The following is a 13405-nucleotide window of genomic DNA, read 5'->3' as shown; positions in this document are numbered from 1 at the left end:
ACCGCTGAATCAATTTCCATGCGCCCCACAAGGTTCGCTACGTGATCGAGTTCCAACAGGTACACAAAACTTACCGCGTTGCCGGTAGAGAAATTCCCGCCCTGAATCCGACGACCCTGACGATCGAGGATGGCCAGGTGTTTGGCCTGATCGGCCACTCCGGGGCCGGCAAGAGCACCATGCTGCGCCTGATCAACCGCCTGGAAGAGCCTTCCGGCGGCAAGATCATTGTCGACGGTGAAGAAGTGACCGCGTTCAATGCCACCCAATTGCGCGGCTTTCGCCAGCAGGTCGGCATGATTTTCCAGCATTTCAACCTGCTGGCGTCCAAGACCGTCGCCGACAATGTCGCCCTGCCACTCACCCTCGCTGGCCAATTGTCGCGCGCCGAGATCGACAAACGCGTGGTCGAGCTTCTGGCCAGGGTCGGTCTGTCGGACCATGCGCGCAAGTACCCTGCGCAGTTGTCGGGCGGTCAAAAGCAACGCGTCGGCATTGCCCGTGCTTTGTCCACCAACCCGAAGATTCTGCTGTGTGACGAAGCAACCAGCGCCCTGGACCCGCAGACCACCGCCTCGGTACTGCAGCTGCTGGCCGAGATCAACCGTGAGCTGAAGCTCACCATTGTGCTGATCACCCATGAAATGGACGTGATCCGCCGTGTCTGCGACCGGGTGGCAGTAATGGACGCCGGCCAGATCGTCGAGCAGGGCTCGGTGGCGGACGTGTTCCTCCATCCGCAGCACCCCACCACCAAACGCTTCGTGCAGGAAGACGAGCAAGTCGACGAAGGCGAGCAGCGCGACGATTTCGCCCATGTGCCAGGCCGCATCGTGCGACTGACCTTCCAGGGTGACGCGACCTATGCACCGCTGCTGGGCACCGTCGCCCGTGAAACCGGCGTCGACTACAGCATCCTTGCCGGGCGTATCGATCGCATCAAGGACGTCCCCTACGGCCAGCTCACGCTTGCCCTGATCGGCGGCGACATGGAAGCGGCCTTTGCCTGCTTCAAGGCTGCTGATGTTCATATGGAGGTATTGCGTTGATGGACGCCCTGAGTTTCTTCGCTAACGTCGACTGGGCCGAAATCTGGCTGGCAACCGTCGATACCATGATCATGCTGTTCGGCTCGCTGTTCTTCACCGTACTGCTCGGCCTGCCACTCGGTGTGCTGTTGTTCCTGTGCGGCCCGCGGCAAATGTTCGAACAAAAGGGCGTGTACGCGTTGCTGTCGCTGGTGGTCAACATCCTGCGCTCGCTGCCGTTCATCATCCTGCTGATCGTAATGATCCCTATCACCGTGCTGATCACGGGTACATCGCTAGGCGTGGCAGGTGCGATCCCGCCGCTGGTGGTGGGTGCTACCCCGTTCTTTGCACGTCTGGTCGAAACCGCCCTGCGCGAAGTGGACCGCGGCATCATCGAAGCTACCCAGTCGATGGGCGCCACCACGCGCCAGATCATCACCAGCGCGCTGTTGCCTGAGGCCCGGCCAGGGATCTTCGCCGCGATCACCGTCACGGCCATCACGTTGGTTTCCTACACCGCCATGGCCGGTGTCGTGGGTGCCGGTGGCCTGGGGGACCTGGCGATTCGTTTCGGCTACCAGCGCTTCCAGACCGACGTCATGGTCGTGACCGTGGTGCTGCTGCTGGTGCTGGTGCAGGTCCTGCAAAGTGTCGGCGACCGGCTGGTTGTGCATTTTTCCCGTAAGTAACCCCAATGGGGTCGGCTCGACCGACCCGTTCGGGGGCCGTCGCGGCCCTCACAAGGAGTGATCAATGAAGAAGCTGCTTGCTGTCGCTGCCGCCATCGCGGCCTTCTCGGCCCAGGCCGATACCCTCACCGTCGCCGCTACGCCGGTGCCGCATGCCGAGATTCTCAATGTGGTCAAGCCGCTGCTGGCCAAGCAAGGGGTGGAGCTGAAGGTGAAGGAATTCACCGACTACATCCAGCCAAACGTACAGGTGGCGGAAAAGCGTCTGGACGCCAACTTCTTCCAGCACCAGCCTTACCTCGATGAGTTCAACAAGGCCAAGGGCACTGACCTGGTGAGCGTGACTGGCGTGCACATCGAGCCGCTGGGCGTTTACTCCACCAAGATCAAGCAGCTCAACGAACTCCCGTCCGGCGCCACCGTAGTCATCCCCAACGATGCCACCAACGGTGGCCGTGCTCTGCTGCTGCTGGACAAGGCTGGTGTCATCAAGCTCAAGGACAACACCAACATCCTCTCCACTGTGAAAGACGTTGCCGAGAACCCGAAGAACATCAAGTTCCGCGAACTTGAAGCGGCCACCATCCCGCGCGTGCTGACCCAGGTCGATGCCGCCCTGATCAACACCAACTATGCACTGGAAGCCAAGCTGAACCCGGAAAAGGATGCGCTGGCCATCGAGGGCAGCGATTCGCCTTACGTGAACATCCTCGTCGCGCGTCCGGACAACAAGGACAGCGAGGACATGAAGAAGCTGGCAGCCGCCCTGCATTCGCCTGAGGTGAAGCAGTTCATCACCGAGAAGTACAAAGGCGCTGTAGTACCCGCGTTCTGAGCCTGCGCCCTGGGTCGCCTGGCGACCCAGGGTGAGGTTGCTACTGGCGCGTGACGCAAGCACGGGGGCAATGCGCCTGTGCTATCGCCCCAGAGGCCAGGGCCCGCGCAGGGCCCTGAGCGATGCTCAGTCGCCCTGGACCAGACCAGGTAGGCGGGCCACCAATTTCTGGCTGTCGAACGGCGCACGAATGAAGCCACGCTGACGGCCGTCCGGGCCGACGATGGCCAGGTTGCCGCTGTGGTCCACGGTGTAACCGGGCTTGCTGGTATCGGCTGGGATGAAGGGAATGCTGAGCGCATTGGCCAGCTTCTGAGTGTCTTCCACGGAACCGGCCAGCCCCATGAAGTCCTTGTCGAAATAACCCAGGTACTGCTTGAGCTGGTTCGGCGTGTCGCGGTTGGGGTCCACGCTCACCAATACCACCTGCAAGCGGTCCAGCGCCTGCTTGGGCAGTTCACTCTTTACCTGCCGCAGCTGCGCCAACGTGGTGGGGCAGATGTCCGGGCAGTAGGTATAGCCGAAGAACAGCAGCGACCACTTGCCTTTCAGCTGGTCCAGCTGCACCGGCTGGCCATCCTGGTTGGTCATGGTCACGCCAGCCACCGTCCGGCTTTGCGGCAGCAGGATGATGCCAGCATCGATAAGCTCGGTGGCGCTCGGGGCGTGTTTGGCGTTGAGCACATTGTTGAGGATCAGGCCCATGATCACAACGATCAGGGCAGCGATGATGAAGACGGCTTTCTGGGTTCGGGTCATGGGCTCGGTAACAGGTTGAGGTCGACGATCGCTGTGGCGAACAGCGCACAAGGTAGGCAGTAGGGTACGCGATGCCGACATGCTGCGCATGCGGCGCGGCGCCACGGCCTGCACTGGCCTTTTCAGGCTGCCCGGAAGGATCAGCACGGTGGGCGAGGCTCTTCATGAAATGAACTTCATCCGCCGCCTCAAGGCTCTAAACCGGTGTAATTGAAGGAAAACCGTCAGGCAGGGAACGCCATATATGCTGGATGCCACAGGGATTGGATCCGTTTATAACAAATGGATCTTAACTTAATTGAATATCCAGCTAAGTTAGTGTCTTCCGTTTGAAACGTTTTGTCCTTGGAGTTGTCATGAACATCGCTGCTGTACGCGAGCAGGTGAATCAAGCCCATCAACATGAAGGCCAGACCGGCCAGTTGAAAAAACGTCTCGCGCTGCAACTGCCGCACCTGCACCCGTCCATTCAATTGCCGGAGCAGGGTGCTCAGGACACGCTGGCGCGCTTTGTGGGTGCCTACATCGATCAAGTGCCGGAACTGCTCGAAGCGGCTCATGAGGTGGCGCGTGAAGCCGGCATCGAATCGCAGATCACGCCGGTGCTGAAAATTGCCGAGGCTTACTTCCTGCAGCCGCCCAGCGTGATGCAAGGGCATGTCGGCCTGGACTGCCTGTTGGATGAGGCCTATCTGGCCCATCGCCTGGTGGAGGAGGTGAACGACCTGTACATCCGGCACTTCCAGCAGCCGCTCATCCCCGTCGATACCACCGTTGCCAACCTGATCGCTCACCAGCTGATCGGCGAGGCGTTCGCCAATCAGCTCGACGAAGTGGTGCACCATTCGGTCGATGAAATGCTCGACGACGAGAGCTTCGCCGCCGAATCCGTAGAGGCCTACCGCGAGAAGCTGAGCAGCCCTGAAACCGGCGCCGCCTGGAAACGTTGGCCTTGCTTGTCACGTCAGCTGGGCGTGGAGCTCGGCCAGCCAGCCTGAGCAGGGCCAGGCTGGCTGTTCTTGCGATGGCCGGCCTGGGCCACGGCCCGCTGTCAGGCGCCGACGCCGGACGTGGTACGTAACCGTCCCTCTACCCGCCGTTTCAAGCGCTTGTGCTCGACGCGAAGCTTGGAGCCATTGGCTGCATTGCTGCGGCTCCAGTCTTCGAGCAATTCCAGGCAGGCGTGGTCGATGTAACTGAGGTTGCCCAGCGGCACATGCAAGGTGGTGCCGGCCGGTACGCCGTCGAGCACCTTGGTCAGCGCCGGCACCTTGAGGAAGGTGGCCGCGCCGCTCAGGCGAAGTTCCATGTGCCCGGCCTTGGGCAGGTCCACCAGGTTGATCTTCAGGCGTGCTGCCTTGAAGGCGAGCTTGAGCAACGTCAGGGCAAAGCCCAGCAAGACGCCCGTGAGCAGGTCGGTGAAGATGATCGCCAAGGCGGTGGCCGCATAGGTGAACATCGGCATCCGGCCATAGCGTCCAAGGCCCCGGAAGGCTTTGAGATCGACCAGTTTTATCCCGGTAAACACCAGCACCCCGGCCAGGCTTGCAATCGGGATCTGCTGCAAGATGCTGCTGAGCACCACCACGAACGCCAACAGCCACACGCCATGCAGAATCGCCGAAGCCCGGGTTTGTGCGCCGGCCTGAACGTTGGCCGAGCTACGCACGATCACGCCGGTCATGGGCAGCGCGCCCAGTACGCCACACAGCATGTTGCCGATGCCTTGGGCCGAGAGTTCCCGGTCGAAATCCGAGCGCTGGCCACTGTGCATGCGGTCCACCGCTGCGGCGGACAACAAGGTTTCGGCGCTGGCGATGAATGCCAGTGCGAAGGCAGCCACCAGCAGGCTAGGGTCGGTCAGTTTCATCAGGTCATCGAGCCGAATCCAGTCGATGGCCTCGGACAAGTCCGCCGGTACCTCCACGCGGTTCACCGGCAGCGCCAGCCACAGGCTGATGGCAGTCATGGCTGTCACGCCCAGCAATGCCCCCGGAATGAAGCGCAAACGCTGTGGCCGCAACCGTTCCCAGCCCCACATGATGACCATGGTACCCAACCCCAATGCACCGGCCTGCCAACCCATGCCTGCGCTTTGCAGGGGCAATGCCCCAGCGACGGTTGCCGGGAACGCCAGCAGGTTCTGCATGCCCGACGGCTGAGGCGCCGTGTCGAACATCACATGGACCTGCGACAGCACGATCAGTACCCCGATACCCGCCAGCATGCCGTACACCACCGCAGGCGCCGTCACTCGAAACCAGCAGCCCAGGCGCAGGCGCCCGGCCAGCAACTGCAGTATCCCTGCCAGGAGCAGAATCGGCCCGAGCATGGCCATGCCGTGCTGGCGCACCAACTCAAAGACCAACACCGCCAGCCCAGCTGCCGGTCCGCTGACCTGCAACGGGGAACCGGCAAGAAAACCGACGACAATGCCGCCGATGATACCGGTGATCAGTCCCTTGGCCGGCGGCATACCGGAGGCGATCGCAATGCCCATGCACAAGGGCAGGGCCACCAGAAAGACCACTACCGAGGCCAGCAACTCACGCGGCAGGGCCGCTTTCAGCTGTGTAATGTTCACCGTATTACTCCTTTCTCTATCGCACGGCCATTCCTCTGGCCGCGGGCACGTTTAGCCCCGACAGGCGCGCGGCAGCAAGCCGCCAGCGCAGAAGCCGGCACACCAGTCAGGGAATTCAGGGCAGCAGACGGCCACGCCACACCCCAGCGGGGTGTAGCCGGCCATCAAGGTTCAGCGGTGGTCGGGTCGCTTAGTAGCGGCCTCTCGGCGTAGCGCAGGGCACTGGCTGGTCTGCCGACAACGGCAGGAAGCTGTCGCTCAAGGCGTCGTAGGCTTCGATCTTGCTCGTCTCGATGTCGTACACCCAACCATGGATATACAGCTCGCCAGCGGCAAGGCGCGAAGCAACGGAGGGGTGCGTACGCAGGTGATGCAGCTGGGCGATGACGTTTTCCTTGGTCAGCACCTGCATGTTCTCGTGCTCGGTTTCGCACGTGCAGTTGTTCTCGACCACGGTGCGGGCTACTTCGGCATGACGCAGCCATGCGCTGACGGTCGGCATCTTGGCCAGCGACTGCGGGTTGAGCACGGCGCGCATGGCGCCGCAGTCGGAGTGACCGCACACGATGATGTGATGCACCTTCAACGCCATGACGGCGTATTCGATAGCGCTGGAAACGCCGCCGTTCATCTGGCCATAAGGCGGGACCACGTTGCCGACGTTGCGAGTAACGAACAGATCGCCCGGCGAGCTTTGCGTGATCAGCTCCGGCACGATGCGCGAGTCGGCGCAGGTAATGAACATGGCGCGCGGCGTTTGCGCCGTGGCGAGCTTCTTGAACAGCTCTTGCTGCTCAGGAAAAACGTCATGATGAAAGCGCAGGAAGCCGTCGACAATGTGCTTCAGGGCGGCATCGGCGCTCTCCGCAGGGACCTGCGGCACGACCTTGGATGGGTCCTTTACGGGCATGATTCATCCTCTTGACGGTGAGTAGGCAAATCCATTTTACCGGTGAAAGATTCTGGCAATGCTGGGATTTAGATGACAGGCATTGAGCATAAATCACAGTCGGTGTGGACTGATTTCCTACGCTAGCCGGGAAAACTTAACTGAAACTTAATTCGGAGGCTCTAGAACGGGCGTTCCAGATGATCAGGAGGGAGTTTCAATAGTAGCAAAAAAGCATCAATTGCCAAGTACCATGACTGCAATTATTTGCTCGGATTAGTGAGGCTGGGGATTAAGGCCCCAGCGCTCAACGTGGCTCGCGCTGCCATACCAGCCAAGGCCTGACCACTTCGTTCACTTGCTTGCGTGGCAAGACACCGAAATAGCGACCGTCGAACGACAGGCTGCTGTAGTCGGAGAGCAGAAGCACCTCGCTGCCCGCCAGGCGCAGGTGAGCCTGAGGCGGGCGTGGCAGGCTCCGCCCACTGGGGTCCTTGGCCAGCGGCTGGCTGCGCACCTGCAACTGACCATTGACCCGCACGCCCGTCTCGGCGAAGTCCACCTCGTCATCCGCCACGGCCACAAGGCGCTTGAGCATGTGCATGTAGCCGCCAGGGCATGTCCCGCTGCCCACATAGCCACGGCTATGGGCCAACTCGAACAAAGGCTGCTCTGGCGGGCAGAACATCACCAAGTCGCCCTTGGCCGGCGTCTTGTCGACTACCCAATAGATACCGGGCGGGAAACTGCTGGTCACATTGATCCTGGCGCCGCAGTGCAGCGCCAGGGGCAGCAACAGGAAACACAGGATGGCCAAGGCGGCGGCCACGCTCAGCGGACGTTTCATGCCGGGGTCACAGTGTCCCGTAGATCGATGGTGCGATCGCTCTCGCGCGGCGCAGGCACCTTGGCGCGGGCCAGGAAGATCGGGTCCTGGAAGTACAACGGCTGCTTGCCGTAGAAGGCTGGGTAACCTGCGCAGTACACCACCATGTCCCCGGCTTCCTGAATGTTGCCTTGGCTGTCCTTGCGCGGGCCGGGCATGCGCAGGGCTTCGTCGGTGGTGAGCAAGGGGCGCTGGACCTCCTGGATGGTGCGCGAAACCTGCCCGAGCAACGCACTGGAGCGGCGCCCGCTGGTGGTGATCTGCTCTTTCACGATGGTGGTCTGGCCTGTCAGCTTGGACAGGTGCTCGGCCGTTTCCACGCGGTTAGGCGGGTAGGCGTTCTGGATATGGCAGTTGGAGGTGATGCTCTCGTTCTGCCCGTAGAACTCCTGCAACTGCGACAAGTCCTGGATGATCAGGTAGCACTTGATGCCGTAACCGGCCACGAACGCCAACGACTCCTGCATGATGTCCAGCTTGCCCAGGCTTGGGAACTCATCGAGCATCATCAACAGGCGGTGCTTGTAATGGGCCTTGGGCCGGCCGTCCTCGAAGTCCATCTTGTCGGCCAGCAGCCGCACGATCATGTTCACCAGGATTCGCACCAGCGGGCGCAGGCGCGCCTTGTCGTTGGGCTGGGTGATGATGAACAGGCTGACCGGGTCGTCGTGGTTCATCAGGTCGCGGATCTTGAACTCCGAGCGCGCCACGTTGCGGGCCACGATCGGGTCGCGGAACAGCGACAGGTAGGACTTGGCGGTAGACAGCACCGAGCCGGCTTCCTCGGCCGGCCGATCGAGCATGTCGCGCGCGGCAGAGCCCACCAGCGGGTGGTTTTCGCCGTCCAGGTGACCGTAATGGGTCATCTCTTCCCACAGCTCCGCAATGGGCCGGGAGGGATCGGCCAGCATGGCATCGAGCATCGGCAGGCTGGCCACGCCCCCTTCATCCTGGGCGCGGTAGCACAGGTGCAGGATGCAGCCGACCAGCATGGCCTGGGAGGTCTTCTGCCAGTGGTCGTTCAGGCCCTTGCCGTCAGGGTCGACGATCAGCGTGGCCAGGTTCTGCACATCACCCACCTCGAACTCGGTGCCCAGGCGGATCTCTTCCAGCGGGTTCCAACCCACACAGCCATTGGCGGTTGCCGGTTCGAACCGTAGCACGCGGTTGCCCGCATGCTGTTGACGCCACCCTGCGGTCAACGCCCACAGCTCACCCTTCAAGTCAGTGATCACGGCGCTGTGCTTCCACGACAGCAAGGTAGGAATCACCAGCCCCACGCCCTTACCACTGCGCGTGGGGGCAAAGGTGAGGATGTGTTCCGGCCCGTTGTGACGCAGGTAATGCAGCTTGTTGCGCTTGTCGAGCCAGGCGCCGACGTACACGCCTTCATCGGCCAGCAAACCCGCGCTCTGGATGTCCTTGTGCCCCCCCCAGCGCGCCGAACCGTGCAGGAAGGCGTTGGCCTGGGCACTGTTGTTGGTGATCATGCGCACCACCACCACGGCAATCAGGCCAACCCCTGTGACCAATACCCCGACGGAGCCTGCGGTCATCAGCGCGTCCTGCTGTTCGGTCGACCAGCGAGCGGCCCACACCAGGATCATCCAAGGGGCATAGACCCCGTTGAGGTTAGGCCCAAGGGCGGCGTGATAGTTGAACAGATAGGCGAAATATTGCGTGGCAGTGGCCAACCCGGCGAGCAAAAACGCCAGCGCCAGCAAAGCTTGCCAACGGCTGGCGCCGCCGCGCCTCTCGCCGCGAATTTGCGGCCCAACGGCGTTGTTGTGCTTCATGGATGGGCTCCGGAAAGGATGAAGTGAGTGGGAAAAAGGGTTGGCGTCATGGTGATGGCGTCCGGCCACGGCTCAGCTCTTGGGTGAGGCTGCGGCGCTGTGTTTCGGTCAAGCTGCGCTCGGCCTGGCGTTGCAGGCTCCATTGCTCGACCAGTTCAGGTTGCTCGGCTCGCAACTGGCGCGCCGCCATCTCCTCGATACGCGGAGAGTACAGACCCATGCCATGGTGCAGGTCCTGTACCCGTTCCAGGCGCGCCTGCAACTGTTGCAAACGTGCCTGGCAGCGCTGGTTCGCCTGTTCCCAGGCAGCACGTGTGGAGGGGAGGGCGATCATGCCTGGGCGTGAGGCCATGTTCTGCTGTAATTGCGCCTGCTGACGATCGAGCATGTTCTCCAGCCGCTGTTCCAGCGCACCCGCCTGATCGGCTTTCTGCTCCACCAGTTCGCCGAGCGCCTGATCGTAGCGGGCCTGTACCGAACCGCCCTGCAGCAGCGCAGCCTGCTCGGCGGCCAACGCCTGGGCCTGCGCCTCGATACCTTGGCCAGCATCATCCGCCGGCGGGTTGATGGGGGTGGGCATTTTCATCAAGCACTCCTCAAATCAGGAACAGGTAACCGACCTTGGCCATGGGGATACGGATCAGCCAAAGCGCCGCAAGGTGCAGGGGGTAATAGGCATAGAACAGCCAGCGCCACCGCGGTACGTTCAGTGACAGGCCGCGCGCCAGCAGCACGATGGGCAGGGCAGCCATGGCCCAGGCATTGCCATTGATATAGGTAAGCGATGCCAACGAGAGCACTGCGCCCAGTGCGGCTATCGGATTGGGACGACGGACGAACCAAGTCGTACACAGCCCCAGCAGTACCGCCGGCCACCAGAACTCCACCAGTGCGCCGCCGAGCACGAACACCATCAGTGCCACGAACCACGCCCAGCGTTGGCCTGCCAAGGCGCGCTCGCAGGCGGCCAGGGTAAGCGTGATGACCAGCAGGGTGAAGAGGATGTTCAACGGGTAGTAGCCATACCACAGCCCGCCCAAGGCGATGAACGGCGGCGTGGCGAGCAGGCCGGCGCCCAGCAGGCGCCAGGCGGTACGCCGGTGGCCGCCATTGTGCCAAGTCGTCGGGCGCGCCAGGTTGTAGCTCAGCACCATCACGAACAGCGGCATCGCGACACGGCCAGCTTCGAACAGATAGGGGAGCGTCTCGTTGAACAGGTACTTGTTCACGTGATCGCCGGTCATCAACAACAATGCCAGCCACTTCAACGCTTCAAGCGCACCGGTCTGAAATCGAACGCCCGGCGCTGCCACCTGATCGGCAGGTGCAGGGGCGCAATGCGCGCGGGTGTGCGTCATCTGCGCATCGCCTGGCCCAGTCCTGTTTCGAGGGAGAGTTTGGGTGTCATGTCGCGCGCGACCTCGCCGAGCCCCTTCTCGTTGACGATGGCCGTGCTTTTACCAATCTGGAAATTACGGTTGGGGTCCACATCACGACGGTCGTGAATCACGAATTGATCGGAGCGCCCCACCTTCTGCAAGATGTGGTGATCATCCATGTCCACGACCATGCCACTGGTGGCAGAGCGGCCCTCTTGCCCAGCGTCGCGAATACTGGCCCCAGGGTTTAGCGACTTAGCCTTTTCCTCCATTGCTTTGTGGGATTCACCACGTTGGCGGGCCTGAGTATCTTCCTCGCCCGGGCGGTTTTTCTGACCGGGTATGGGAACAGGTTGCAGGTTCAGGCTAGAGATGTAGGCCTGGTCGGGCCTGGACTGCGTCATCGCAGCCTTCATGGCTTGGCTCTGCGCCGTAGACTGCGCATTCAACTGCTTGAGCTGCTTTTCGAAGAGGTCGTCGCCCATCTTGTCGACAGTTTGACTGACTTCGGGACGCTTACCCACGAATTCCGCAGCCCGGTTCTTGAGTTGATCGCCGGCTTTCTCAAACCATGTCCCGACCGTCTCCACGCCACGCTGGATCCGCGTTTTGCTCAGCGAGTCGTCATTTTCAAAAATCACGCCTCGACCATTCGTCTCGTGATCGAACGGCCGAGTCTGGCGATTAGAGCTCAGCACCGTGCCTCGCTCACCGATGAACGGCGTATTGTCCAAGACAATATACGAGCCGTCTTCACCCCGTCCGAATGCCAGATTCCCATCCTTGAGTCGAGAATCGATCAGGGCCTCCTGAACCTTGGCAGGATCTTGAATAATGTCGTTATAGCGTCCGACGCGCTGGAGGTCCTCTTGCAACATTGGCTTGAGATCAAAGCCGGCGTCCTCAAGGCTGTTGTACATATGGGCAAGTGGCCCAGCCGCTAGGTCGTCATCCCTGTACCCGCCACCCACCTGCGAATGCGCACCAGGGAATTTCACCTCTTCGATCTTGGAGTTGTCATCATTGCGCAGTGCACTGGTCAACCGGAACGTACCGCGGTATTCGTTACTGGCCACCAGATGAGTGGTGGAGTCGACGTTCTTGCTGATTTCCAGGTTCTTGCCCAAGTGCTCGTCGGACAAGGCGTTCCCATAGGAAGCAACGGTATCGAAGATCGCCAACTTGTGAACGTGAGCTTGTCCGGGAGGAATCAGATATTCGCCCGTGCTTTTGCCTTGGTCATCGAGCTTGGGCACACCACGATCAATGAACTCGTTGGCCAAGGCACGCGACTGGGCAGCACCACGGCTGAAACCGACGATGTTTACATCGACTTTCTGATCCGGGTATTTGTTGTGGAACGCCACGATGGCGTTGTACGCCTGCTCAACCCGCTCCTGCCCGCCCAGGCCCGTCCCACCTTCCAGTGCCGAGCGAACGGACGTCTGTGCCTGACTGCCGACGCCGTCGAAGTACACCTTCTCGGACTGTCCCGTACGCAAGGTACTGTCGTACTGAGCGGGCTCGTGACCGGAGTTTCTGGCCAAGTTGGTACCTTGGGCATTATCCAGGTCGTACAGGCGAGCCACGTTCGTGTGCATGCCTTTAGGTTGGTCCAGGTCTTTGTTATTCCCGGTGCCATCAAAAAAGACCGAAAATCGCAGAGCGTCGCTCATGTCACGTCCCTATGCAGTTGTAAGGCTTGAGTGTTCGCGAGCCGGCGTGCATACCACGCCGGTACGCGGTCAGGCGTCTCGTTTGTTCAGCGTGATGATGAGATCACGAACTGCATCACCTGCCGCCCCGATGTAACCTTTGTAGAACTCCCTGCCCTGATGCAGTAATGGCGAACCGTCCATCGATTCTGCGGCGGCTTCGACGGTCGCAGAACCGTACTCTTCGCTCATCGCCTCGACACTGCGCGCTCGTGCGGCAGGATCGTCGTAGGGTTTCTGATACCAGCTCGACACTTGGTATTCGACGCCTTCACGTTCGAACTTTTCATTCATGTGCGCCGCCAGTGCGATCAACGACTCACGTATCAGCGTCGGGTCGATATCGTGCGCTTTCATGTACGCCTCAACGCGAACCTGAGCGGCTGCGATCAGGTCACCATGGGTGTAACCCTCCATGGGCGGGAAGACACCGTCGGGGAGCTTCATGCCAGGGGTGTAGGGGTGGTAGGTGTAGTCTTTATCAGCCATGGTTGGCTCCTTTGCGTGAACAGGGGAATTGATCAGCAGCGCTACCAGACTGGTAGTCAGTGCAAAGCCCAGTAGGCCGCCGCGCATTAGTCCACAGCGTCCTTGAGGCCAACGTTTTTTTTGGTTCATCACTCTCCTCCATAATGAGGAATGAAATTCAATGGTATTTTCCATGGGTGAAGTTTGGTCGTTGAGTGGCCTGCGTCCTTCTGAAGTGTTTTTCTGTTAATGCGTTGGCCTCACAAGACAGGCGAAGCCGAGAAGTTATGAGGCTCAGCAGACCAATGTTGCACCAGAACAGGGTGCCTACCTCGACTAAGTCGTGAGAGAACGTTCGAAGAGCTTGGTGTCCT

At 61.0% G+C, this 13405-nt stretch carries 13 protein-coding genes; 4 read left to right on the top strand and 9 right to left on the bottom strand.

Translation table 11 applies throughout. The features are described from left to right. Positions 1 to 41: 41 nt before the first annotated feature. The 3 genes from B2Y33_RS02795 to B2Y33_RS02785 all read left to right on the top strand — a co-directional run bounded on the left by B2Y33_RS02795 (position 42) and on the right by B2Y33_RS02785 (position 2555). Complete coding sequence (locus B2Y33_RS02795) at positions 42 to 1049, top strand: methionine ABC transporter ATP-binding protein (RefSeq protein WP_027913245.1); 1008 nt, start codon at positions 42 to 44, stop codon at positions 1047 to 1049. Next, on the top strand, positions 1049 to 1720 hold the full coding sequence (locus B2Y33_RS02790) for a methionine ABC transporter permease (RefSeq protein ID WP_027913246.1): 672 nt from the start codon (positions 1049 to 1051) through the stop codon (positions 1718 to 1720). The genes B2Y33_RS02795 and B2Y33_RS02790 overlap by 1 nt, the downstream gene beginning before the upstream one ends. Before the next feature lie 64 nt (positions 1721 to 1784). Then, positions 1785 to 2555 (top strand): MetQ/NlpA family ABC transporter substrate-binding protein, encoded by a 771-nt coding sequence (locus B2Y33_RS02785; protein ID WP_206405051.1) that lies wholly within the window; start codon positions 1785 to 1787, stop codon positions 2553 to 2555. 126 nt (positions 2556 to 2681) lie between these two features. Here the strand turns inward: B2Y33_RS02785 and B2Y33_RS02780 are convergent, their stop codons facing one another. After that, positions 2682 to 3314, bottom strand: coding sequence for an SCO family protein (locus B2Y33_RS02780; RefSeq protein ID WP_206405052.1), 633 nt, complete (start codon positions 3312 to 3314; stop codon positions 2682 to 2684). 356 nt (positions 3315 to 3670) lie between these two features. On the opposite strand from B2Y33_RS02780, the gene B2Y33_RS02775 reads away from it, so the two are divergent. Then, on the top strand, positions 3671 to 4312 hold the full coding sequence (locus B2Y33_RS02775; protein WP_027913249.1) for a hypothetical protein: 642 nt from the start codon (positions 3671 to 3673) through the stop codon (positions 4310 to 4312). Between the two features lie 53 nt (positions 4313 to 4365). Here the strand turns inward: B2Y33_RS02775 and B2Y33_RS02770 are convergent, their stop codons facing one another. From B2Y33_RS02770 to B2Y33_RS02735, 8 genes are all read right to left on the bottom strand, one after another. Continuing rightward, positions 4366 to 5898 (bottom strand): SulP family inorganic anion transporter, encoded by a 1533-nt coding sequence (locus B2Y33_RS02770; RefSeq protein WP_206405053.1) that lies wholly within the window; start codon positions 5896 to 5898, stop codon positions 4366 to 4368. Positions 5899 to 6088: 190 nt separating this feature from the next. Next, positions 6089 to 6808, bottom strand: coding sequence for a carbonic anhydrase (locus B2Y33_RS02765; protein ID WP_023532649.1), 720 nt, complete (start codon positions 6806 to 6808; stop codon positions 6089 to 6091). Between the two features lie 286 nt (positions 6809 to 7094). Next, on the bottom strand, positions 7095 to 7634 hold the full coding sequence (gene traF, locus B2Y33_RS02760; protein WP_206405054.1) for a conjugative transfer signal peptidase TraF: 540 nt from the start codon (positions 7632 to 7634) through the stop codon (positions 7095 to 7097). Then, positions 7631 to 9469, bottom strand: a complete 1839-nt coding sequence (locus B2Y33_RS02755) for a type IV secretory system conjugative DNA transfer family protein (RefSeq protein ID WP_027913252.1) — start codon at positions 9467 to 9469, stop codon at positions 7631 to 7633. The genes traF and B2Y33_RS02755 overlap by 4 nt, the downstream gene beginning before the upstream one ends. A gap of 46 nt (positions 9470 to 9515) precedes the next feature. Then, on the bottom strand, positions 9516 to 10055 hold the full coding sequence (locus B2Y33_RS02750) for an IncP plasmid survival protein KfrC family protein (protein ID WP_206405055.1): 540 nt from the start codon (positions 10053 to 10055) through the stop codon (positions 9516 to 9518). Between the two features lie 10 nt (positions 10056 to 10065). Next, positions 10066 to 10827, bottom strand: coding sequence for a TraX family protein (locus B2Y33_RS02745; protein ID WP_206405056.1), 762 nt, complete (start codon positions 10825 to 10827; stop codon positions 10066 to 10068). Beyond that, a complete protein-coding gene (locus B2Y33_RS02740; RefSeq protein WP_050587284.1) occupies positions 10824 to 12524 on the bottom strand; it encodes a T6SS phospholipase effector Tle1-like catalytic domain-containing protein in 1701 nt (566 codons plus the stop codon). The genes B2Y33_RS02745 and B2Y33_RS02740 overlap by 4 nt, the downstream gene beginning before the upstream one ends. Before the next feature lie 69 nt (positions 12525 to 12593). Beyond that, entirely contained in the window at positions 12594 to 13052 is a 459-nt protein-coding gene (locus B2Y33_RS02735; protein ID WP_027913254.1) for a hypothetical protein, read from the bottom strand. Between the last annotated feature and the right edge of the window lie 353 nt (positions 13053 to 13405).

The sequence above is a fragment of the Pseudomonas sp. UBA5666 genome (assembly GCF_002420785.1).
Lineage (GTDB): Bacteria > Pseudomonadota > Gammaproteobacteria > Pseudomonadales > Pseudomonadaceae > Aquipseudomonas > Aquipseudomonas fulva.
This window is presented reverse-complemented; position numbering and strand designations above follow the sequence as displayed.